The sequence below is a fragment of the Geodermatophilus aquaeductus genome, from assembly GCF_900182545.1.
GTDB classification, from domain to species: domain Bacteria; phylum Actinomycetota; class Actinomycetes; order Mycobacteriales; family Geodermatophilaceae; genus Geodermatophilus; species Geodermatophilus aquaeductus.
This window is the reverse complement of the sequence record NZ_FXTJ01000002.1, coordinates 98,023-119,200: the sequence shown is the minus strand read 5'-3', so window position 1 is coordinate 119,200 and position 21,178 is coordinate 98,023. Positions and strand designations below refer to the sequence as shown.

The 21,178-nt window shown below is 76.4% G+C and carries 23 protein-coding genes; 13 read left to right on the top strand and 10 right to left on the bottom strand.

All coding sequences use genetic code 11. The features are described from left to right. Positions 1–43: 43 nt before the first annotated feature. Both FN207_RS05580 and FN207_RS05575 read right to left on the bottom strand, forming a co-directional pair. Positions 44–1,630 carry a helicase HerA-like domain-containing protein gene (locus tag FN207_RS05580; protein ID WP_142457365.1) on the bottom strand — a complete coding sequence of 529 codons (1,587 nt, stop codon included), beginning with the start codon at positions 1,628–1,630 and terminating at the stop codon, positions 44–46. 26 nt (positions 1,631–1,656) lie between these two features. Next, positions 1,657–2,502, bottom strand: a complete 846-nt coding sequence (locus tag FN207_RS05575; protein ID WP_142457364.1) for a formate/nitrite transporter family protein — start codon at positions 2,500–2,502, stop codon at positions 1,657–1,659. Positions 2,503–2,630: 128 nt separating this feature from the next. On the opposite strand from FN207_RS05575, the gene FN207_RS05570 reads away from it, so the two are divergent. The 5 genes from FN207_RS05570 to FN207_RS05550 all read left to right on the top strand — a co-directional run bounded on the left by FN207_RS05570 (position 2,631) and on the right by FN207_RS05550 (position 6,787). Continuing rightward, positions 2,631–3,011 (top strand): hypothetical protein, encoded by a 381-nt coding sequence (locus tag FN207_RS05570; RefSeq protein WP_142457363.1) that lies wholly within the window; start codon positions 2,631–2,633, stop codon positions 3,009–3,011. Beyond that, on the top strand, positions 3,012–4,235 hold the full coding sequence (locus FN207_RS05565; protein WP_142457362.1) for a glutathionylspermidine synthase family protein: 1,224 nt from the start codon (positions 3,012–3,014) through the stop codon (positions 4,233–4,235). It begins immediately after the preceding gene. Between the two features lie 73 nt (positions 4,236–4,308). After that, positions 4,309–5,226 (top strand): LLM class flavin-dependent oxidoreductase, encoded by a 918-nt coding sequence (locus tag FN207_RS05560; protein WP_221888062.1) that lies wholly within the window; start codon positions 4,309–4,311, stop codon positions 5,224–5,226. 63 nt (positions 5,227–5,289) lie between these two features. After that, entirely contained in the window at positions 5,290–5,736 is a 447-nt protein-coding gene (locus tag FN207_RS05555) for a nitroreductase family deazaflavin-dependent oxidoreductase (protein ID WP_142457361.1), read from the top strand. Between the two features lie 118 nt (positions 5,737–5,854). Further along, positions 5,855–6,787 (top strand): ABC transporter substrate-binding protein, encoded by a 933-nt coding sequence (locus FN207_RS05550; RefSeq protein ID WP_221888061.1) that lies wholly within the window; start codon positions 5,855–5,857, stop codon positions 6,785–6,787. Here the strand turns inward: FN207_RS05550 and FN207_RS05545 are convergent. After that, positions 6,772–8,277: an FUSC family protein gene (locus FN207_RS05545; protein WP_142457359.1), complete on the bottom strand. Its 1,506-nt coding sequence runs from the start codon at positions 8,275–8,277 to the stop codon at positions 6,772–6,774. The two genes, FN207_RS05550 and FN207_RS05545, sit on opposite strands and share 16 nt — an antisense overlap. 50 nt (positions 8,278–8,327) lie before the next feature. Here FN207_RS05545 and FN207_RS05540 point away from each other — a divergent pair, with 50 nt between their 5' ends. Then, on the top strand, positions 8,328–8,828 hold the full coding sequence (locus FN207_RS05540) for a DUF2127 domain-containing protein (RefSeq protein WP_142457358.1): 501 nt from the start codon (positions 8,328–8,330) through the stop codon (positions 8,826–8,828). On the opposite strand, the gene FN207_RS05535 is transcribed toward FN207_RS05540, so the two are convergent. From FN207_RS05535 to FN207_RS05520, 4 genes are all read right to left on the bottom strand, one after another. Further along, positions 8,779–9,750, bottom strand: coding sequence for an aldo/keto reductase (locus FN207_RS05535; RefSeq protein ID WP_142457357.1), 972 nt, complete (start codon positions 9,748–9,750; stop codon positions 8,779–8,781). The two genes, FN207_RS05540 and FN207_RS05535, sit on opposite strands and share 50 nt — an antisense overlap. A gap of 129 nt (positions 9,751–9,879) precedes the next feature. Continuing rightward, the gene (locus FN207_RS05530) at positions 9,880–10,947 is read right to left on the bottom strand and encodes a winged helix DNA-binding domain-containing protein (RefSeq protein WP_142457356.1); all 1,068 of its coding nucleotides are present in this window, start codon (positions 10,945–10,947) and stop codon (positions 9,880–9,882) included. 29 nt (positions 10,948–10,976) lie between these two features. Then, the gene (locus FN207_RS05525; RefSeq protein ID WP_142457355.1) at positions 10,977–11,615 is read right to left on the bottom strand and encodes a transcriptional regulator; all 639 of its coding nucleotides are present in this window, start codon (positions 11,613–11,615) and stop codon (positions 10,977–10,979) included. A gap of 32 nt (positions 11,616–11,647) precedes the next feature. Then, complete coding sequence (locus tag FN207_RS05520; RefSeq protein ID WP_142457354.1) at positions 11,648–12,178, bottom strand: GNAT family N-acetyltransferase; 531 nt, start codon at positions 12,176–12,178, stop codon at positions 11,648–11,650. A gap of 59 nt (positions 12,179–12,237) precedes the next feature. Between FN207_RS05520 and FN207_RS05515 the strand changes: the two genes are divergently transcribed. The 6 genes from FN207_RS05515 (at position 12,238) to FN207_RS05495 (ending at position 15,830) form a co-directional block, all read left to right on the top strand. Then, complete coding sequence (locus tag FN207_RS05515) at positions 12,238–12,834, top strand: class I SAM-dependent methyltransferase (protein WP_142457353.1); 597 nt, start codon at positions 12,238–12,240, stop codon at positions 12,832–12,834. Positions 12,835–12,837: 3 nt separating this feature from the next. Further along, complete coding sequence (locus FN207_RS27250) at positions 12,838–12,963, top strand: hypothetical protein (RefSeq protein WP_275582099.1); 126 nt, start codon at positions 12,838–12,840, stop codon at positions 12,961–12,963. Positions 12,964–12,973: 10 nt separating this feature from the next. Further along, entirely contained in the window at positions 12,974–13,399 is a 426-nt protein-coding gene (locus FN207_RS05510; RefSeq protein ID WP_142457352.1) for a DUF1801 domain-containing protein, read from the top strand. Between the two features lie 118 nt (positions 13,400–13,517). Continuing rightward, positions 13,518–13,721, top strand: coding sequence for a three-helix bundle dimerization domain-containing protein (locus tag FN207_RS05505; RefSeq protein WP_142457351.1), 204 nt, complete (start codon positions 13,518–13,520; stop codon positions 13,719–13,721). A 42-nt stretch (positions 13,722–13,763) separates the two neighbouring features. Next, a complete protein-coding gene (locus FN207_RS05500; protein ID WP_142457350.1) occupies positions 13,764–15,383 on the top strand; it encodes an ABC-F family ATP-binding cassette domain-containing protein in 1,620 nt (539 codons plus the stop codon). A 51-nt stretch (positions 15,384–15,434) separates the two neighbouring features. Further along, the gene (locus FN207_RS05495; RefSeq protein WP_142457349.1) at positions 15,435–15,830 is read left to right on the top strand and encodes a hypothetical protein; all 396 of its coding nucleotides are present in this window, start codon (positions 15,435–15,437) and stop codon (positions 15,828–15,830) included. Positions 15,831–15,866: 36 nt separating this feature from the next. On the opposite strand, the gene FN207_RS05490 is transcribed toward FN207_RS05495, so the two are convergent. After that, positions 15,867–17,066 (bottom strand): amino acid deaminase/aldolase, encoded by a 1,200-nt coding sequence (locus FN207_RS05490; protein WP_142457348.1) that lies wholly within the window; start codon positions 17,064–17,066, stop codon positions 15,867–15,869. A gap of 104 nt (positions 17,067–17,170) precedes the next feature. Between FN207_RS05490 and FN207_RS05485 the strand changes: the two genes are divergently transcribed. Continuing rightward, the gene (locus FN207_RS05485) at positions 17,171–18,514 is read left to right on the top strand and encodes a D-arabinono-1,4-lactone oxidase (protein ID WP_142457347.1); all 1,344 of its coding nucleotides are present in this window, start codon (positions 17,171–17,173) and stop codon (positions 18,512–18,514) included. Here the strand turns inward: FN207_RS05485 and FN207_RS05480 are convergent. Then, complete coding sequence (locus FN207_RS05480) at positions 18,507–20,156, bottom strand: GMC family oxidoreductase (RefSeq protein WP_221888060.1); 1,650 nt, start codon at positions 20,154–20,156, stop codon at positions 18,507–18,509. The two genes, FN207_RS05485 and FN207_RS05480, sit on opposite strands and share 8 nt — an antisense overlap. Next, positions 20,153–21,136, bottom strand: a complete 984-nt coding sequence (locus tag FN207_RS05475; protein ID WP_142457346.1) for a glycosyltransferase family 2 protein — start codon at positions 21,134–21,136, stop codon at positions 20,153–20,155. The genes FN207_RS05480 and FN207_RS05475 overlap by 4 nt, the downstream gene beginning before the upstream one ends. Between the last annotated feature and the right edge of the window lie 42 nt (positions 21,137–21,178).

Below are 21,178 nucleotides of genomic sequence, written 5' to 3'. Positions count from 1 at the left end.
CCGTGCCATCGGTCCGGCCCGCCCGCACCCGGGGAGGCGGGCGTCAGCGGCGCCGGCGGGTCCCGAACAGGCCGCGGGTGAGCTCCCGGCCGAGCGTGCTGGCCGCCGACCGGGCGAAGGAGCGGAACGCGGAGGAGGCCATCAGGTCCCCGAGCACCCCGCGCTCCTCCTCCGGTGCGGCCTCCCGGGGGCGCCGCCGGGGCGCGGGCTCCTCGGCCCGCGCCGGGGCGGACGGCGGCGCGAGCCGGGCGGCGAGCAGCTCCCGCGCCGACTCCCGGTCGACGGCGGTGCCGTAGCGGGGCTGCAGGGGCGAGCCGGCCACCGCCGCGGCCATCGCCTCGGGCTCGACGGTGCCCATCGACGCCCGCGGGGCCCGCAGCACCGTCCACGCGAGCGGGGTCGGCGCACCCCGCTCGGACAGCACGGTCACCGCCGCCTCGCCGGTGCCCAGCGTCGTCAGCAGCTCCGCGACGTCGTACACGTCGCTGCGCGGGAACGTCCGCACGGTCTTCCGCAGCGCGTCGGCGTCCTCGGGCGTGAAGGTGCGCAGCGCGTGCTGCACACGGTTGCCGAGCTGGCCGAGCACGTCGGAGGGGACGTCGGTCGGCTGCTGGGTGACGAAGAAGACGCCGACGCCCTTGGACCGGATGAGCCGCACGGTCTGGGTGACCGCCGTGAGGAACGCCTTGCTCGCGCCGCTGAAGAGCAGGTGCGCCTCGTCGAGGAAGAACACCACCTTCGGCGCGTCGAGGTCGCCGACCTCGGGCAGCTCCTCGAACAGCTCGGCGAGCAGCCACATCAGGAAGGTCGAGAACAGCGCCGGGCGGTCGGCGACGGCCGGCAGCTCGACGGCGCTGATGACGCCGCGGCCGTCGGGCGCGGTGCGGATCAGGTCGGCCGGGTCGAAGGCGGGCTCGCCGAAGAAGACGTCCCCGCCGAGGTCCTCGAGCGCCACGAGCTCGCGCAGGACCACCCCCGCCGTCGCCGTGGACAGCCCGCCGAGGCCGGCGAGCTCCTCCTTGCCCTCCCTGCTGGTCAGCCAGGTGAGCAGCGCGCGCAGGTCGGCGAGGTCGAGCAGCGGGAGGCCGGCGTCGTCGGCGTGGTGGAACACCAGGCCCAGCGAGCTCTCCTGGGTGGCGTTGAGGCCGAGCACCTTGGCCAGCAGGGTCGGGCCGAAGTCGCTGACGGTGGCCCGCACCGGGACGCCGGTGCCCAGGCCGCCGAGCGCCAGGTACTCGACGGGGAAGCCGGTGGACTCCCAGGGGTCGGCGGTGTCGGTGGACCGGCGGGCCACCCGCTCGGTCGCCTCGCCCGGGCGGGCCAGCCCGGCCAGGTCGCCCTTGAGGTCGGCGAGCACCACGGGGACGCCCGCCGCCGAGAGCTGCTCGGCCATGAGTTGCAGGGTGCGCGTCTTGCCGGTGCCGGTCGCCCCGGCGATGAGCCCGTGCCGGTTGAGCACCGACAGCGGGAGCCGCACCTGCGCGTCGGGGTGCGTCCGGCCGCCGACCGACACCGCGCCGAGATCGAGGGCGGGGCCCTCGACGGCGTAGCCGGCCGCGATGCGGGCGGCGGCCGCGGCGGCGTCGTCGGTGGGTGCGGCGTCGTCCGGGGTGGCGCTGGGCTGGCTCACGGCCGGGACGGTAGCGGCGTTCCCGCTCAGCCGCGCTCGGCCGACTCCGCTCCGGTGCGCGGGGCGGCGTCGGGGGCGTCGCGCAGGAACAGGTACCAGTACGACGTCCCGACGAAGACGACCGCGCCGACCAGGTTGCCGGCGCCGGCCACCAGCCAGTTGACCAGGGTGTCGTCCCACCCGACGTCCTCGACCCCGGCGAACAGGGCGGCCGGCAGGAAGAACATGTTGGCGACGACGTGGTCGAAGCCCATGGCGACGAAGGCCATCACGGGGAAGAAGACGGCGAGGATCTTCCCGGCGACGCTGCTGGAGGCCATCGACATCCACACGGCCAGGCAGACCAGCCAGTTGCACCCGACGCCGCGCAGGAACGTCTCCCACGCGGTGTGGTGCACCTTGCCGTCGGCGATCTCCGACAGCCGGGCGAAGGTCAGCCCGGCGCTGCCGGTGCTGTCCGGGTCGCCGATCACCCCGGTGGAGACGGCGAGGAAGTAGGCGACGAACAGCGCGCCGAGCAGGTTGCCGAGCAGCACCAGCGTGAGGTTCCGGACGACGTCGGCGGCGTTGATCTTGCCGTTCATCGCGCTGAGCGGGACCAGCATCATGTTGCCGGTGGCGAGGTCGGAGCCGGCGATGAGCACCAGGACCAGACCGAGGGTGAAGGCCGCGCCCATGAACAGCGTCGGGAGCGTGCCCCAGGTGTCGGTGTCCAGGCCGGAGGACACCGTGATGGCCACCAGCGCGCCGAAGGAGATGTAGGCGCCGGCGAGGAAGGCGCTGACCAGGACGCGGTCCCAGGTGCGGTGCACCTTCTTGGCACCGGTCGCGCTGGCGACCCTGGCGACCTCGGCGGGTTCCTTGGCGGTCATCGCGCCTCCCGGGGTTGCGGCGTCGTCCCGGGACGTTAGCGGCACCGGACCGTCCGTGCCGCCCGGGGACGCGGTCGCTGCGGGCCTGGCCCTAGGGTCGCAGCCGACGGTCGAACGGGGAGGAGCCCATGGCGTTCGGGAACCGGGTGCGCAGCGCCCTGACCACCACGGTCCTGGCGACCGCCGCCACCGGCTTCCTCGCCGGCTGCGGCTCCGAGGACGAGCAGGAGCAGGTGGCCTACTGCACGAACGAGGACGGCGAGGTCGTCGACGAGGACTACTGCGACGACGACTACCGCGGCGGCGGCGGGCTGTTCTTCCTCTACCTCGGCGCCTTCCGGCCCGGTCTGCCCGTCGGCACCGTGCTACCCCGCGGCGGCACCCGCGTCGACCCGCGCGACACCGTCGCCCGGCAGCGCTACGGCCTGCCGGCCGCCGGCGCGGTCGTCGCCGGCACCCGCGTGACCGGCGGCATCGGGTCGGGCGTCGGCGGCAGCTCGGGTTCCTGAGTGCGGCGGGTCGAGGGCGGCGTCGTCCGGCCCGGCTGGGAGGCCGAGGTCGAGGCGCAGGGACTGGTCTACAACCGGACGACGACGCCGGGCGGTGAGGTCCGGAGCTACTGGCGCGAGGGCCCGTACTACGACTTCACCTCCGCGGAGGTCGAGCGGCTCGAGGGCGCCGTCGCCCAGCTGTTCGAGATGTGCGTGGCCGCCGGCGACCACATCGTGGAGAACGACCTGTTCGACCGGATGGGCATCCCGCTGATCGCCCGCTCCGGCGTCCGCGCCACGTGGGAGGGCGAGCCGCCCAGCGTCTACGGCCGCTTCGACCTGCGCTACGACGGCGAGGGGCCGCCCAAGCTGCTGGAGTTCAACGCCGACACCCCGACCGGCCTGGTCGAGGCGGCGGTGACCCAGTGGACCTGGCACCTGTTCACCGGGCAGGGCCGCGACCAGTGGAACGCGCTGCACGAGAAGCTGGTGGCCGCCTGGCAGCGCAACCTCACCCGCTGGGAGCGGCGCACCGGCGTCCGGCCGCGGGTGCACCTCGCGTGGACCAGCGCGGAGACCTCCGGCGAGGACCGCATGACGGTCGCCTACCTCATGGACACCGTCGTGCAGGCCGGCTACGAGGCGGTCGAGGTCCTGGTGGAGGACATCGCGCTGGACTCCGGTGACGGCCGCTTCTACGACCCCTCGGGCCGCCACCTCGACGTCGTCTTCAAGCTCTACCCCTGGGAGTGGCTGGTCGACGACGAGTTCGGCGCCGCCGTCCTCGCCGACGGCGCGCGCCCGGGCGGGACGACGTGGATCGAGCCGGTCTACAAGATGCTGTGGAGCACCAAGGCGCTGCTGCCGGTGCTGTGGCAGCTGTTCGGCAGCGACCCCGTGCTCGGGCAGTACCTGCTGCCGGCGTACTTCGCCGACGAGATGCCCTCGTCGTGGCGGGACTACGTGCGCAAGCCGCTGTGGGGCCGCGAGGGCGCCAACGTGCAGATCGTCCGCGACGGGCACGTGGTCACCGCCCTGCCCGGCCGCTACGGCACCGAGGGCTTCGTCGTCCAGGAGTTCGCGCCGCTGCCGGACTTCGCCGGCGTCGACGGGCCGCACCACCCGGTGCTCGGTGCCTGGGTGGTCGACGGCGAGCCGGCGGGCCTGGGCATCCGGGAGAGCGACGGGCTGATCACCGACAACCTCTCCTTCTTCGTCCCCCACACCGTCGACGCGCGCTGAGCGGCGGGCGCCGGGACCTCCCGCCGGGCGCGCGGCGGAGCACCATGGAGCCGCCGGACCGGGTCGTCGACGGGTGGTGGCCATCGTGGAGTACGGCGTCCACCTGCCGCTCGCCGACCTGGGCCAGGGCTGGTCGCTGACCGCGCTGAGGGACTACGCCCGGGCCGCCTCCGAGCTGGGGTACTCCTGGCTGTGCGCGAACGACCACCTCGTCTTCGCCCGCCCGTGGCTGGACGGGCTGACCGCGCTGTCCGCGGTCATCGACGTGTCCGGGGAGATGACCCTGGCGACGACGGTGAGCCTGCCGGTGCTGCGCGGGCCGGCCGTGCTGGCCAAGGCGCTCTCGGCGATCGACGTCCTCTCGGGTGGCCGCCTGGTCGCGGGGGTCGGGCCGGGCAGCTCCCGGGCCGACCACGCGCTCGTCGGGGTCCCGTTCGAGGACCGGTGGCGCCGCTTCGACGAGGCGCTGCGGGCGCTGCGCGTCCTGCTGGGCGCGCCATCGGCGGGGCCCGCCGGCGGGCCGCGGCTGGAACCGCGGTCGGCCGGGCCGGGCGGCATCCCCGTGTGGGTGGCCAGCTGGGGCAGCGACGCCGGCCTGCGCCGGGTCGCCCGTCTCGGGGACGGCTGGATCGCCTCGGCGTACAACACGACGCCCGACCGCTTCCGCGCGTGCTCCGGCACGCTGCGCGGCCTGCGGCCCGCGGGCGACCCGCCGCTGCCCACCGCACTCGCCACGACGTGGGTCCACGTCAGCGAGGACGCGCCGGGCGCGGAGCGGGTGCTCACCGACGTCCTGGCGCCCCTGCTGGACCGTCCGGTCGAGGCGCTGCGGCAGCTGCCGATCGGACCGGCCGAGGTCTGCGCCGAACGCCTCGCCGCGTTCGCGGCGGCCGGTGTCGAGCGGATCCTGCTGTGGCCGCTCGGGGAGCCGGTGCGCCAGCTCGGCCTGGTGCGCGAGCGGGTGGTCCCGCTGGTGCGGACATCGGTGTGAGTGCCGGGTCGCCGTCGGGCCCACCGGTCTGCGCGGGTCCGCGGACCCACCTACGGTCGGGACATGCCAGTCGAGGGGGAATACGAGCCCAGTCCGCAGCAGTGGGTCCGCGACCAGGTCGAGCGCTACGAGGCCACCGGCGGCCGGGAGGCCAACACGCTGCTCGACACCGGCCTGCCGGTCGTCATCTTCACCACGCGCGGCGCCACCACGGGCAAGGTCCGCAAGCAGCCGCTGATGCGGGTGGAGAAGGACGGCGTCTACGCGATGGTCGGCTCGCAGGGCGGGGCGCCGAAGGACCCCGCGTGGGTGGCCAACCTGCGGAAGTACCCGGACCAGGTCAGCGTGCAGGACGGCCCCGAGCCGTGGGACGGCGTCGCCCGGGAGATCACCGGCGAGGAGAAGGCCGAGTGGTGGGAGCGCGCGGTGGCCGCCTATCCGCCCTACGCCGAGTACCAGCAGAAGACCGACCGGGTCATCCCCGTGTTCCTCGTCGAGCGCCGGGGCTGACGTCTGCGGTCAGGGAAGGCTGTCCTAAGTTGACTCCGGTCGCCGGGTGGTCCGGCGACCGGAGAGGAGAGCCACGGTGGTCTGGGGACGGCTCTGGGGACGGCGAGGTCCTGCGGTCGTGACGGGTGCGGTGCTCGGCGTGCTGGCGCTGGGCGGCTGCGGGGAGAGCGAGCCGGCCGCGGAGGCCGCGCCCGCCGAGGAGGCCCGCACGGTCGAGCACGCGATGGGGGAGACGGAGGTGACCGGCGTCCCCGAGCGGGTCGTCGTCCTGGACACCGGCGAGCTCGACGCGACGCTGGCCCTCGGCGTCACCCCGGTGGGCGCCGTCCGCACCGACGTCAGCGACGAGCTGCCCGGCTTCGTGTCGGCCGCCGGCGTCGACCCGGCCGACATCGGCGACGCCGGCACGATCGCCGAACCCGACCTGGAGGCCATCGCGGCCCTGGAGCCGGACCTCATCCTGTCCAACTCCGTCCGGCACGCCGACGTCTACGAGCAGCTCACCCAGATCGCCCCGACGGTGTTCGCCGAGAGCATCGGTGAGAGCTGGCAGGAGAACCTGCTGCTGGCCGGCGAGGCGCTCGGCCGCGAGGACGAGGCGCAGCGGCTCCTCGACGACTACACCGCGCGGGCCGAGGAGGTCGGCGACCTCTACGGCGACCCCGCGCAGACCGAGGTCAGCGTCGCCCGCTTCCTCGACGGCTCGGTGCTGCGGCTCTACGGCGAGGGTTCGTTCATCGGCTCGGTGCTGGCCGACGTCGGCTTCGCCCGGCCGGAGGTGCAGCGGACGCAGGAGACGTTCGTCGAGATCTCGCCCGAGGAGGTCCCCCGCGCTGACGGCGACCTGCTCTTCTTCGGTGCCTACGGGGCCGACGGCACGACGGCGGCCGAGCAGGTCACCGCCGGGCCGCTGTGGCAGTCGATCCCCGCGGTCGCGGAGGGCCGGGCGGTCGCCGTCGACGACGACCGCTGGTTCCTCGGCCTCGGCCCGCTGGGCGCCGGGCTGGTGCTCGACGACCTCGAGGAGCTGGCCGGTCAGCTGGCCGGCTGATCCGCGGCGAGCCGCCGGGCCAGCTCCGCGGCCACGGCGTGGTCGCCGCGGGCTCGGGCGCCGAGCAGCGCCCAGCCGAGGTCGGCCACCGCGCGGGCCGCGCGCACCCGGCTGGTTCCCGCCGGGGTGGGCAGCAGCTCGGCGCGGGCGGCGGCCGACACCTCGGCCAGGTGGGGGAGCGCCTCGCCCAGCCGCCGGTCGTCCCCGGCGGCCGCCGCGGCGGTGACCTCCCGCACCGCGGCGGGCAGCCGCCGGCTCGCCGCCCGGGGCAGCAGCCCCAGGCCGACGGCGAGGGCGAGGACCACGCCGACGCCGGTCTCGGCCAGCCGCTCGGTCACCAGGTCCGCGGCGGTCGCGCCGGGGTTGCCGAGGTGCACCAGCAGCAGCGCCAGCGGCGTGATGCAGGAGACGGCGAGCACGTACTGGGCGGCGACCAGCAGCTCCACGGCCAGCTGCAGCGCCGCGGCCAGGGCGATCGCCACGGCCACCGGCGGGTCGAGCGCCACGAGCAGCCCCGCGACCAGCACGCCCGCGGCGGTGCCGACCGCGCGCTGCAGCCCGCGGGCGCGGGTCGCCCGGGCGTCGGTGCCCAGCAGCACGGCGACCGCCGTGGTCGCCGCCCAGTAGGGGCTGGCCAGCCCGAGCGCGACGGCGGCCAGGCCGGCGGCGGCCGCCCCGGCGCCCAGCCGCAGCGCGGTCGCCGCCGCGGGGGCGTGCCACCACCGCGCCGGCGGTGGGGGAGGAGCGGACGCGGGCGCCGGTGCCTCCGGAGGTGCGGCGGGCAGGGCGGCGAGGAAGCGCCGCTCCAGCTCGTCGAGGCGGGTGCGCAGCCCGCCGTCGTCCCGGGTGCTGCCGCCCCGGACGGCGACGTCGGCCAGCCGCACCGCCCGGGCCGCGCCGGCCGGGCTGCCGCCGGCCAGGGCCTCGGCCGTCTCCAGCGCCCGCCGCTCGGGACCGGTCGGGTCCCACAGCCACGGCAGCATGCAGCCGGCCCAGGCCAGCGCGGCCCCGGCCGCGGCGGCGAGGGCGTGGCCGCCCAGCCCGCCCGGCGCGGTGCCGAGGGCGCTGGAGCCGCCGGCCACGAGCACCACCCCGAGGGGCCCGGGCGGGCCGACCCGCCAGACGACGCTCGCCGCGGCCGCCGCGGCGGCGAGCCCGGCACAGATGAGCACCAGCGGGACCGGGTGCCGGCCGGCCAGCGCGCCGAGCGTGCTGCTCCCCGTGAGCACGACGCCGACGGCGGCCACCACGGCCGCGCGCCGTCGGTAGGGCAGCGCGTGCCCGTACACCGCGGTGAACGACGCCAGCGCGGCCGCGGAGCCGAGGTCCGGGCGCCCGAGCGCGGTGCCGGTGGCCAGGGCGAGGGCGAGACAGGCCGCGGCGGTGACGCCCCGCCGCCCGCCGCCCTGCCACAGCGCCGACAGTGCGGGGACCGGCGGGCCGACCAGGTGCGTGCCCACCCGGCGGGTGCGGGAGGGGGCAGCGGGCACGCCGCCATCCTCCTGCCGGTCCTGGACGCGCCCCGCCCGGCTCCGGGACGATGCCCGGCACGACCACCGACCGGCTGCTGCGCGCCGCGCTGTTCCTCAAGGGACTCGACGGCGCGGTCGAGTTGCTCGCGGGTCTGGCGCTGCTGGCCGTGGGTCCCCGCTCACTGGACGGGGTCACCCGCCGGGTCGTCGAGCACCACCTCCTGGGCAGCCCGCACGGCGCCCTCGCCGAGCGCGTCGCCGCCGGCGAGGCCGCGCTCAGCGGTGGGGACCGGACCTTCGCCGTCGTCTACCTGACCCTGCACGGCCTGGTGAAGCTCGGCCTGGTCGTCGCCCTGCTGCGGGAGGTGCTGCCCGCCTACCCGGTCGCCGCCGGCGTCCTCGCGGTGTTCTGGGCCTTCGAGGTCTACCGGGCGGTGGACCGGGACGCGTGGTCGATGTGGGCCGCCGCCGTGCTCGACCTGGTGGTGGTCGTGCTCGTGCTGCGCGAGTACCGGCGGCTCAGAAGCCGACGACGGCGTGCGGGCGGTACGGCTCCTCGAGACGCCTGACCTCGTCGTCGGTGAGGGACAGGCCGACCGCGGCGACGGCGTCGTCGAGGTGGGCGGCCTTCGTCACCCCGACGATCGGCGCGGTCACCACCGGCTTGGCCAGCAGCCAGGCCAGCGCCACCTGCGCCCGCGGGACGCCGCGCTCGCGGGCCACCTCGGCGACCCGCTCCACGATCGCGCGGTCGCTGCGTTCGTCGTAGAGGCGGCCGCCGAACGCGTCGTTCTCCGACCGGTGCGTCGTCTCCTCCCAGTCGCGGGTGAGCCGGCCGCGGGCCAGCGGGCTCCACGGGACGACGCCGATGCCCTGGTCGGCGCACAGCGGCAGCATCTCCCGCTCCTCCTCGCGGTTGAGCAGGTTGTAGTGGTCCTGCATCGACACGAAGCGGTGCCAGCCGTGCTCGCCGGCCAGGTGCAGCGCCTTGCCGAACTGCCAGGCCCACATGCTGCTCGCGCCGAGGTACCGGACCTTGCCGCTGCGCACGCACGCGTCCAGCGCCTCGAGGGTCTCCTCGATCGGCGTGGCCGGGTCCCAGCGGTGGATCTGGTAGAGGTCGACGTGGTCGACCTGCAGCCGCCGCAGGCTGGCCTCGAGCTCGCGCAGGACAGCCACGCGCGACAGCCCGCCGCCGTTAGGGCCCGGGCGCATCCGGCCGTGCACCTTGGTGGCCAGGACGACGTCGTCGCGGGTGGTGAACTCCCGGATGGCCCGCCCGGTGATCTCCTCGCTGCCGCCGGCCGAGTAGACGTTGGCGGTGTCGAGGAAGGTGACGCCGGCCTCGAGCGCCTTGCGGATGAGCGGCAGCGCCTCGTCCTCGGGCAGGCTCCACGGCGTCATCCCGCGCCCCGGCTCGCCGAAGCTCATCATCCCCAGGCAGATCCGCGAGACCTCCAGGCCGGTGGCGCCCAGGCGCACGTACTCCATGTCCCCACCCTGCGTCCGTGCCACGCGCCCGGCCACCGCGCCGCCACTGGGGTCCACCACGTGCTCGTGGGGTCCTGCAGCACCTCACGAGCCGGAGGAGAGCTCCAGGGGCGGCGGGGGACGGCGGGCTCAGGGCAGGGCGGCGGCCAGGTCGGGCACCCGCTCGGCGACGCCGTCGGGGAAGGCGTCGAACGGCTCGGCCGTCACCGTCCGCCTCGCTCCCTTGCCCGACCACCGCCAGGTGCCGACCGCCCGCCCGCCGGTGACGACGGTGGGGCGGAAGACGCCGTTGCCGCCGGGCACGATCCGGTCGGCGTGCTCCGCCGGCACCGTGCACGTGCGGTCGGCGTAGCCGAGGACGACCTCGTCGAACCCGGGCAGCAGGTGCAGCCCCTCGGCGTCGTCGCGGCACGCGGCCAGCCGTTCGGGGGTGGCCGGGTCCATGAGCATCTCGGTGCCGTCGACGTCCACCGCGGCGAGCCGGTCCCGCACGGCCGCCAGCCCGGCCCGGGCGTCGCGGACGGGAGTGCCGGCCCAGCGCACCAGGTCGGCGACCGTGGCCGGCCCGTGCCCGGTGAAGTAGCGCAGCGCCAGCTCCGCCAGCGCCTCCTCGCGGTCCAGCCGCCGCGGCGCGGGCACCCACTCGTCGAGCAGCACGAAGGCCTGGTCACCGGCCTCGGCGGGGCCGAGCACGAGCGTCCCGGTCTGGGAGAGGTACCAGAGCGTGTGGTAGCCCTTCTGCCCCGCGACGTCGCAGCCGCCGTCGGCGAGGACCGCCAGCAGCTCCTTCCGGCCGAGCCGCCGGCCGCCGGTGAGCGCGGCGACGGCGACCGCGCGCGAGCGCTCGAGGTCGTCCTCGGTCAGCCCGACGACGGCCCGTCGCTTGGCCGCACCGGCCAGCACCCGGGGGCCGAGCAGGTCGAGCATCCAGGGCAGGTCCTCGGCGGGGGTGAGGTGCAGCGTGCCGCGCATCGGCCAGGACCGGACGACGTCCCCGGCGTCCAGCGCGGCCTCGACGCCGGCGCGCGAGCGGTCGGCGGTGCGCAGCGCCACCGAGGTGACCGCGCCCGGCCAGTCCTGGCCCTGCACGGCGAGCAGCCCGCGCACCGCCGCCGCGGCGTCCGGGAACGGCGGGCCGGCCACCCGCTGGGCCACCAGGCGCAGCAGCGCGACCTCCCGGGGCGTCGCCGTCGTCATGGCGCGAGCGTGCCACTCGCCACCGACGCTCAGCCGTCCGCGCCGCGGGCGATCCCCAGCGTGGCCAGCAGGTCCTCGTGCAGCTGGATCCACACCGTGTGGCAGGAGTCGACCTCCGGGGAGTCCACCCAGCGCCGCTCGCCGGTGTCGACCCGGGCGAGCGCGGCGAGGTAGCGGGCGGAGTAGCCGTCCAGGCGCTGCAGGCAGCGGGCCGGCGGGTCGGTCACCGCGGCGAGGTCGCGGCCGAGGGTCGCCAGCGCGCGCAGGACCCGCTCGTCCCACCGCCAGTCGGTGTGGTCGTTGGCCGCCATCGGCTCCGTGCGCGTGGGCCGCAGCTGCCAGTCGGTGCACACCTTCCCGAAGCGCTTGTTCAGCGGCAGGAACCGCGTGTGGGCCTCCGCCACCGTCTCGCGCGCCCCGGTGAGCTCCAGCTCCGCGGCCATCCGGCGCTCGTCCTCGGCCCGGCCCTCCTCGGTCAGCGACCACCCGCCGGTGTCGGCGAAGCGGGTGTGGGTCACCCAGCCGCGGGCGGCGAACTCGATCAGCCGGTCCTCCACCTCGTCGCGGTCGAGGCCGAAGCGGTCCGCGATCCGGCCGGGTGAGGCGAACCCGAGGACGCGGGGACCGTGGAGCACGAGGTCGTCGGGCGCGGAGACGTGTGCGGCCACCGGCACATCCTGCGGTACGGCGCGCTCCGGGGTCAGCGCAGCAGGTGCACGTAGACCATGTCCTCGGCGTCGGGCTCGGTGGTCAGCGGGGTGAAGCCCGCCGCCGCGGCCACCCGCAGGCTCGCCGCGTTGTCCGGCTCGATGCCCAGGACGAACTGCTCGACGTCGGCGGTCTCGGGAGCGGCGACCAGCGCCCGCAGGGCCGCGCTGCCGTACCCGTGCCCGCGGCACGCCGGGGCGACGACGTAGGCCGAGCCCATCGTGCGGTGGTCGAACACCCGCACCACCCGCGCGGCCTCGGGGTCCCACAGCGTCCAGCGGTCGTAGACGTCCCCGCCGATCTGGGCCACCGGACGGTCGGCGTCGTCGAGCGCGACGAAGGAGTGGCTGCGCAGCACCCGCCGTCCCCGGAACTCCTCGGTCCACCGCGTGGTGCGCAGCGCCATCTCCCGCACCGGCCAGTCCCGCCCGCCCAGCCGGCGCTGCGTCTCCGCGTCGTCGAACCAGGGCAGCACCGCGGGCAGGTGCTCCGGCTGGAAGGGGACGAGCCGGACGGCGGGCACCGGACCAGCCTGGGCCCGGCCCCGGCCGCGCGCACCCCGGCGCTGAGAGACTGCTGCGCGTGCAGGCCGGGGACTGGGACGCGCGCTACGCGGAGCGGCAGCAGTGGTCGGGGGAGCCCAACCCGCTCGTCGCCGCGCTGGTGTGGGACCTCCCGCCGGGTGACGCCGTCGACGTGGCCGCGGGGGAGGGACGGCACGCGCTGTGGCTGGCCCGGCTCGGCTGGCGGGCGACCGCCGTCGACTTCTCGGCCACCGGCCTGGCCCGCGGGCGTGCCCAGCCGGGCGCCGGCGCCGTCACCTGGGTGACCGCCGACGTGACCGGGTGGTCGGCGCCGCCGGGCTCGCAGGACCTCGTACTCGTCGCCTACCTGCACCTGCCGGACCCGCCGATGACCGACCTGCTGCGCCGCGCGGTGGGCTGGCTGCGGCCGGGCGGGCGCTTCCTGCTGCTCGGCCACGACGTCGACAACCTCGCGCGCGGGGTGGGCGGGCCGCAGGACCCGGCGATCCTGCACAGCCCGCGCCGGCTGGCCCCGGTCGCCGACCTGCTCGAGGTCGACCGGCTCGCCACGGTGCCCCGGGAGACGCCCGCCGGGACCGCGCTGGACACCGTGCTGTGGGGACGCCGACCGTCGTCCCCCGGGGCTAGCGTCTGAGCCGTGATGGGGATGGGCGGGGCCGGCGGCCCCGGTGCCGAGCGGCGACGGCGGCTGGTGGCCGCGGTGATCGTGCTCGCCATGGTGCTCGCGGCGGGCGCGACGGTGCTCTCCCTCGTCCTGGACTGAGGAGGCGGCCGTGCCCGACGCGATCGAGGAGTGGTTCGCCGCGGCCGGGCCGCGCGAGGCCGAGCTGCGGCGGGTCGACGCCCTGGTGCGCGACGCCGCGCCCGGCCTGGACCGGGAGCTGGTCACGGCCGGCGCCGGGCAGATGCTCGGCTACGGGCTGTTGCCCTACCGGCCGCGGTCGGCGCGGGAGACCACGCGCTGGCCGCTGGTCGCCCTCGCCGCGCAGAAGCGGCACCTGTCGCTCTACGTCTGCGCCGTCGTCGACGGGGAGTACCTGCCCGAGGCCCGCGCCGAGCGGCTCGGGAGGGTCTCCTGCGGCAAGAGCTGCATCCGTTTCTCCTCCCTCGACCGCGTCGACGCGGGGGAACTGGCGGCGCTGGTGCGCGACGCCGCGGCGGTCACGACGTCGGGCGGCAACGCGTTCTTCGTCTCCTGACCGACACGCCGGGAACGCCCACGGCTGGGACCTAGGTCCCTGGATCACCGCGGCCCGGCAGGCCACCGTGGACGCCGTCCCCCCTCGCACCGGACCGCACGAGGAGTCCCGCGCGCCCATGACGCTTCCCGAGCAGCTCACCGTCGACCCCGCCGTCGAGCAGGCCGTCACCCGTCTGGTGGACGAGTTCGGCACGCGGCTGCGACCCCAGGTCGTCGGTCGCGTGGTCCGGTCCGCCCGGAGCGACCTCAGCGGCGTGCCGGCGACCGCGCTGCCGGAGATGGTCGAGCGGCTCGCGCGCACCCGCCTGCAGGCGGTCTAGCCCCCCGCCGAATCCGGTTGCCCCACCCCGGACGATGAGCGGGTGGGCTACGTCGACGTGAGCGGGGTCCGGCACACGCTGCCGGACGGCCGGGTGCTGCTGGACGACGTCTCGTTCCGGGTGGGTGACGGCGCCCGGGCGGCGCTGGTCGGCGAGAACGGCGCCGGGAAGACGACGCTGCTGCGGATCGTCTCCGGCGACCTCGTGCCCGAGGCCGGGACCGTCGCCCGCAGCGGCGGCCTCGGCGTGATGCGGCAGTTCATCGGCTCGGTGCGCGACGACACCACGGTGCAGCGCTTCCTCGTCGACCTCTCCGCCCCGGCGGTGCGCGCCGCCTGGGACGCCGTCGAGGCCGCCGAGCTCACCCTCATGGAGACCGACGACGAGCCCGCGCAGCTGGCCTACGCCGAGGCGCTCGCCCAGTGGGGCGACGTCGGCGGCTACGAGGCCGAGGTCACCTGGGACACGGTGACCGTGGCGGCGCTCGGCGTCCCCTACGACCGGTGCAAGTACCGGGAGCTGTCCACGCTGTCCGGCGGTGAGCAGAAGCGGCTGGCGCTCGAGGCGCTGCTGCGCGGGCCCGAACAGGTGCTGCTGCTCGACGAGCCGGACAACTACCTCGACGTCCCCGGCAAGCGGTGGCTGGAGCAGCGGCTGCTCGAGACGCGCAAGACGGTGCTGTTCGTCAGCCACGACCGCGAGCTGCTCGCGACCGTCGCCGACCGGGTGGTCACCGTCGAGGGCCGGACGGCGTGGGTGCACGGCGGCGGGTGGGCCGGCTACCCCGACGCGCGGGCCGCCCGGCACGAACGGATGGCCGAGGTGCGGCGGCGCTGGGAGGAGGAGCACCAGCGGCTGGTGGACCTGGTGCGCACGCTGCAGCAGCAGGCGGCCAACTCCCCGGACATGGCCAGCCGGTACTCCGCGGCGCAGACCCGGCTGGCGAAGTTCGAGGCGGCCGGGCCACCGCCGGACCGTCCGCCGGAGCAGAAGGTGACCATGCGGCTGCGCGGCGGGCGCACCGGCGTGCGGGCGGTCATGGCCGAGCAGCTGGAGCTGACCGGGCTCATGCGGCCCTTCGACCTGGAGGTCTGGTACGGCGACCGGGTCGGCGTCCTCGGTGCCAACGGCGCGGGCAAGTCGCACTTCCTGCGGCTGCTGGCCGGTGCCGACGTCGCGCACACCGGGTCCTGGCGGCTCGGGGCGCGGGTGGTCCCGGGGATGTTCGCCCAGACGCACGCCCATCCCGAGTGGCTGGACCGGACGCCGGTGGACCTGCTGTGGCACGGCGAGCCCGGCCGCCCGGGCGTCGACCGCGGCCGGGCGATGGCCGCGCTGCGCCGCTACGGGCTCACCGACTCCGCCGACCAGCCGTTCCGGACCATGTCCGGCGGGCAGCAGGCGCGGCTGCAGGTGCTGATGCTCGAGCTGTCCGGCGCCACGCTGCTGCTGCTCGACGAGCCCACCGACAACCTCGACGTCCTGTCGGCCGAGTCGCTGGAGGAGGCCCTGGCCGCCTTCGACGGCACGGTCCTCGCCGTCACGCACGACCGCTGGTTCGCCCGGTCCTTCGACCGGTTCCTCGTCTTCGGCGCCGACGGGCGGGTGTACGAGTCCGCCGAGCCGGTGTTCGACGAGACGCGGGTGGCCCGCGCCCGCTGAGTACCTGTCAGGCTGCCTTGACAGTCAGGGCAGCCTGACGGACGCTGGGGCATGGACGTCGACGACCTCGAACGGCAGCACACCCTCGGCAGCGCCGTCCGCCGGTACGAGGAACTGCGCACGCGGGACTCCCTGGCCGACCCCGACGACCCGGAGGGCCTGCGCCCGCTCACCCGCGACGAGGCCCTGGAGCTGCTGGCGCTCGGCGAGGTGATCGCCCGGCGCGCGGCCCAGGGTCGGCAGCTCACCGTCCGCACCGCTCGGACGGCGGGGGCCTCGTGGGCGCAGATCGGCCGCGCGACGGGCGCCACCCGGCAGTCGGCGTGGGAGGCGCACCGGCGCTGGATCGACGCCCAGGTCGCCCGCCGCGGCGAGGCCGCCCACATGGGCTTCGACGACGAGGAGGCCGCCGAGGCCCGCGCCCTGCTCGCCAACGACGCCGACTGACCGGCCCAGAGCGGCAGAAATGGCCATTTCCACCGCTCAGAAGGCGTGGCCCTCGCCGCGGTAGGTGGGCACGGCGCCGGTGAGCGCGTTGCCTTCGAGGGTGTGCAGGGCGTCGACGTGCTCGCACACCTCGCCGGCCTTCGCGTGGCGGAACCACACGCGGTCGCCCACCCGCAGCGCGTCGGCGTCCGGCCCGCGCAGCGGCGTCTGCACCTCCCCGGCGCCCTCGGTGCCGAGCAGCCGCAGCCGCGGCGGGTGCACGGGGCGGGGCAGCCGGTCGGCGCCGGGCGGGCCCGAGGCGATCCACCCGCCACCGGCCACGGTCACCGTGCCGGGCGCCGGTCGGCGGGTCACCGGCAGCGCGAACAGCAGCGCCGGGCGGCCGCGGAACGCGCGGTACCCGTCGAAGAGCGTCGGCTGGTAGAGGCCCGAGCCCGCGGCGAGCTCGGTGACGGCGGGGTCGGCGGCGGTCCGCTCGAGGCTGCCGGTGCCGCCGCCGTTGACGAACTCCAGCGGCGCCACGGCCGACACCGCGGCCACGGCCGCCGCGCGCCGGCGGGCCAGCTCGCGCAGCGACAGCGCCTGCACGCCGCGCACCGCGAGGCCCCGCAGCGGGCGGCCGGGCGGCGCGTCGGGCACGCCGGCGACCTGCGCCTCGTAGGCCATGAGCCCGGCGAGGGTGAAGCCGCGGCGGTCGCACACCGTCCGCGCCAGCGCCGCCGCGCCGGCCGGGTCGTGCACGGGGGAGCGGCGCACCCCCACGTGCACCCGGCCGCCGGCGGCGCGCAGCGAGGCGTCGAGGTCGAGGCACACCCGCACCGGCGGGCGCCGGCCCGGGCGGGCCACGGCGTCGACGGCGTCGAGGTGGTCGGGGGAGTCCACCATCAGCGTCACGCGGGCGGCCAGCGCCGGGTCGGCCACCAGCCGGCGCAGCGCCGTGCGGTCCACGGTCGGGTAGCCGACGACGACGTCGCCGGACACCGGGTCGTCCCCGCCGGCCAGCCACAGCGCCTCGGCCAGCGTGTAGGCGAGCACGCCGGCGAACCCGGGGCGGGCCAGCACGCGGCGCAGCACGGCGCGGCTGCGCACCGACTTGCTCGCCACCCGGATCGGCCGCCCGCCGGCGCGCCGGGTGAGGTCGGCGGCGTTGGCGTCGAGGGCGTCGAGGTCGAGGACGGCGAGCGGCGGGTCGAGGTCCGCCGTCGCGGCGTCGAGCCGGGTGCGGGCCGGGGTCACGGTCCCGGAGCCTCCCGTCCGGCCGCGCGGGAGGGCAAGCGCCGTGGCCTCGACGCGCTCCCCGCGAGCCGACACACTGCCGCCGACACCGGAGGAGGACGACCGTGACGGGCACCTGGCGCAACTGGGCGGGCAACCAGCGGGCGACGGGACTGACCGTGCTCGCCCCGGCCGGGACGGAGGGGATCGCCGCCGAGGTGCGGGCGGCCGCGGCGGTCGGCCGGCGGGTCACCGCGCTCGGCAGCGGGCACTCCTTCAGCGGCATCGGCCGCCCCGACGACGTCGCGCTGGCGCTGCACCGCCACGCGGGCCTGGTCGGGGTCGACGACGACGGTCTGGTGACCGTGCAGGCGGGGATGCCGCTGCACCGGCTGAACGCCGAGCTCGCCGCGCGCGGGTGGGCGCTGACCAACCTCGGCGACGTCGACCGGCAGACCGTCGCCGGCGCGCTGTCCACCGGCACGCACGGCACCGGCGCCCGCTTCGGCGGCCTGGCCACCCAGGTGCGCGCGCTGGACCTGGTGACCGCCGACGGGACCGTGCTGCGCTGCTCACCCGACGAGCACCCCGACGTGTTCTCCGCCGCCCGCGTCGGGCTCGGCGCGCTCGGCGTGCTGAGCACGGTGACGCTGCAGGCGGTGCCGGCGTTCGCCCTGCGCGCGGAGGAGGGACCGGCCCGGCTGCCGGACCTGCTCGAGGCCTTCGGCGAGGTCATGACCGCCACCGACCACGTCGAGTTCTACTGGTTCCCGCACACCGACCGGTGCCTGACCAAGCGCAACACCCGCGTGCCGCTGGACGAGGTCGCGCCCCTGGGCCGGGGCCGGGCGTTCTGGGACGACGAGGTGCTGGCCAACGCGGGCTTCGCCGCCGTCGTCGCCGCCGGCCGCCGGGTGCCCGCGCTGGTGCCGCCGCTGGCCCGATTCTCCGCCGGGGCGCTCGGCGCGCGCACCTACACCGACGTCGCGCACCGGGTGTTCGTCTCCCGCCGCCGCGTCCGGTTCCGCGAGATGGAGTACGCGGTCCCGCGGGAGGCGGCCCCGGAGGTGCTGGCCGAGCTGCGGCGGGTGGTCGACGCCGGGGCGGAGCGGGTGCCGTTCCCGGTGGAGGTGCGGGTCGCGGCCGCCGACGACGTCCCGCTGTCGACCGCCTCGGGCCGCGACACCGCCTACGTCGCCGTGCACGTGCCCGCCCGGGATCCCTCGGGCGGCTGGTTCGCCGCGTTCGAGGCGATCGCCGGTGCGGCGGGCGGGCGCCCGCACTGGGGCAAGCTGCACGGCCTCGACGCCGCCGCCCTGGCCGGCCGCTACCCGCGGTTCGGTGAGTTCACCGCGCTGCGGGAGCGGCTCGACCCGGTCGGCGTCTTCGCCAACGCCCACCTCGACCGGGTGCTCGGTCCGGTCGGGGCGGGCGTCGCAGCGACCTGGGGAGGGGGACCGCTCAGCTGACCGCGGACCCCAGACGGAGGTCGACGGGCGCCTCCCCGGTGAGGACCCCGCTGGCGATGCGGTGCGCGTTGGCCATCACGGTCAGGGTGAAGGTGGTCGAGGGGACCGAGGGCAGCACGGATCCGTCGACGAGGTGGATGCGGTCCCAGTCGGGCAGCCGGCCCCAGCGGTCGGTGCCGGGGGAGCCGGCCCCCGCGTCCCCGTGCCGGTGGGGGAAGGACCCGCCGAAGTGGTAGCTCTTGCCGGCCCCGGAGAGGGTGACGTGCGTCAGCAGGGGCCAGAGGTCCAGCCGGGGTGCCACGCGCAGCAGCCGGCGCAGGACCGCGCGGAGGAGCTCGGGGCGCCCGGTCCCGGGCGGGTGGCCGAGGTCCAGCTCGGGCAGCCCTCCGGCCGCACCGGGACGGGGGACGACCCGGACGGGCGGTGAGGCCCACGACGGCAGGTAGCCGAAGCCCACGGAGAGCCGGCGCAGCACCTGGCGCGACACCGGAGCGGCCCAGCGCCCCCGCAGCGCGGCGGGCAGCGCGTCCAGGAACGCCGGGTTGTAGGGGTAACAGTGCACCTGTGAGGTCGTGTACCCCTCGTCGTCGAAGGGGAGCAGGAGGTTGAACTGGTTCAGGGTGAAGTCGCGGGCGCCGGGCCCGCGGGGGTCCTCGACCGGTCGGGTGGACAGGAACGGGAGGACGAACTGGATCGACTCCGCCATCTCGAGGCGAGGTGGCGGCGTGGCGAGCGAGCCCAGCACCAGGCGCGTGGTCCCCAGCCCGCCGGCGCCGACGAATAGCCGGTCGGCGGTGAACTCGGAGCGCTGCCCGGTCCGCAGGTCCCGGCAGGAGGCGACCGCCTGGTCGCCGACCTGGCCGATGCGCTCGACCAGGAGCGAGTCGAGGACCCGGACGTTGGGTCGGCGTCGCAGGCGGTCCATGGTCTGCGCGGCGCTGTAGATCAGCTCGTACGGGCAGCCGCTCATGCACAGGCCGCAGCGGATGCAGTCGCGGGCGGCGAAGGCCAGGCGGGCACGCCCGACGGTGACCCCGCGGGTGCGCACCTCGTCCCGGGACCGCTCGTACCGCCGCAGCACCGCCGCGGTCCGGGGCCCGAGGGGCGGCAGCCCGCTGGTCGGGGCCAGGAGCGGGAAGAGCTCCGCCAGGTCGTCGGGCTCGCCGGCGAGGGGGACCTCCGCCAGCACGGCGCGGTAGTGGGGCTCCATGTCGGCCCAGGAGACGGGCCAGCGGTCGAACGTGCTCCGGGAGAACGGCATGACCTGCGCGCCCCACACGGTGGAGAAGCCGCCGTAGGCGGAGGAGGCGACGTCGAGGTTCGTCCCCGGGGGCCCGCTGGTCCCACGGGTCTGGCCGAGGTCCCGGAAGGGGTAGTCGGAGCCGTACGTGCGCTTCTGCGGCACGGCGGTGGCGGACCCGGACGGGGCGGTGCGGGCGGTGACGACCGCGAGGTCGGCCGGGTCCCAGCCGTCCGGGCCGGTCGCCGCGAGCCGGGCCCGGGCGGCCTGACGCTCCTCCTCCAGCCGCCCTCCGAGGTCGAGGACGACCACCTGCTGGTCCGGCCGCTCGGAGAGGGCGAGGGCCACCGCTGCCGCGGAGGGTCCCGAGCCGACGACCAGGTGGGTGTTCCCGGAGCTCACCTCGGGTCGAGGCCGGTGGTGAGGGACGCCGGCAGCCGGCCGGTCCGCAGCTCGATCCTGCCCCGCAGGTGGCCGAGGCCGGCCGTGCCGAGTCCGGCGACGATCGCCCCCGCACGGCGCAGCGCGTCGGCGTCCCCGCGGATCCCGCGGAGCAGCTCGCGGACGACGCTGGTGGCCATCGCGCGGGCGAACTGCAGCTCGGCGGTGATGTTGCCGGCGGCGCCCATGTCTGCGAAGGCCCGCACCTTGCCGCGGTTGATCCAGTAGCACCGTCGCCAGAAGTAGCTCCACGTGAGCCGCTCGGGGTGGACGACGTGGAAGATCTGCGCCTTGGGCTCGTAGAGGACCGACTCCGCGCCGTAGGTGGCCGCGATCCGGTGGGAGAGGTCCATGTCGTCGTGCTTGTCGGAGTGGAACCCGCCCACCGACCACAGGGCGTCGGTGCGCACCGACATGCTCGCGCCGATCAGGTGCCGGACCGGCGCCAGTTCCTCGGGCAGCCCCCGGTAGTGGCAGCCGAACACCCAGTCGAACTCGTGGGGGAACCAGCCCGGCCGGTCGACGGTGTGGTTCGGCAGGGGAGCGCCGCCCACGGCCATCGCGGCGGGGTCGTCCTCGTACACGCGCAGCAGGGTCTCCAGCCAGGTGGGGGCCGCCTCCGCGTCGTCGTCGAGGAAGGCGACGACGTCGGCGGTCACCTGCTCCACCGCGGTGTTGCGGGCGGACCCCAGCCGGCCGGCGAACCGGTTGCGCAGCACCCGCACCGGCGGCTGCCCGTCCTGCGGCTCGCCGCCCCACCGCTCGAGACAGCGGCGGTGCAGGGCGTCGTTGTGGTCGACGCACACGAGGACGGTGCGGGGGGACACCGACTGCGCCTGCACCGAGGCGACCGCCCGGCAGAGCATGTCCCACCGGTCCTCGGTGTAGGCGCAGATCACGACGTCGGCGGACGGGCTCGTGGCGTTGTGCGGCGTCGGCATGCGTGCCTCTCGGGTGCAGGGACGACCAGGACCGGAGGTGCG

Coding starts and splice junctions, on each gene's coding strand:
- FN207_RS05495 (WP_142457349.1), top strand. CDS start 15,435: ATGGACGTCGACGACCTCGAACGGCAGCACACCCTCGGCAGCGCCGTC.
- FN207_RS05475 (WP_142457346.1), bottom strand. CDS start 21,136: ATGCCGACGCCGCACAACGCCACGAGCCCGTCCGCCGACGTCGTGATC.
- FN207_RS05535 (WP_142457357.1), bottom strand. CDS start 9,750: ATGGAGTACGTGCGCCTGGGCGCCACCGGCCTGGAGGTCTCGCGGATC.
- FN207_RS05540 (WP_142457358.1), top strand. CDS start 8,328: ATGCCCGGCACGACCACCGACCGGCTGCTGCGCGCCGCGCTGTTCCTC.
- FN207_RS05555 (WP_142457361.1), top strand. CDS start 5,290: ATGCCAGTCGAGGGGGAATACGAGCCCAGTCCGCAGCAGTGGGTCCGC.
- FN207_RS05570 (WP_142457363.1), top strand. CDS start 2,631: ATGGCGTTCGGGAACCGGGTGCGCAGCGCCCTGACCACCACGGTCCTG.
- FN207_RS05530 (WP_142457356.1), bottom strand. CDS start 10,947: ATGACGACGGCGACGCCCCGGGAGGTCGCGCTGCTGCGCCTGGTGGCC.
- FN207_RS05505 (WP_142457351.1), top strand. CDS start 13,518: ATGACGCTTCCCGAGCAGCTCACCGTCGACCCCGCCGTCGAGCAGGCC.
- FN207_RS05575 (WP_142457364.1), bottom strand. CDS start 2,502: ATGACCGCCAAGGAACCCGCCGAGGTCGCCAGGGTCGCCAGCGCGACC.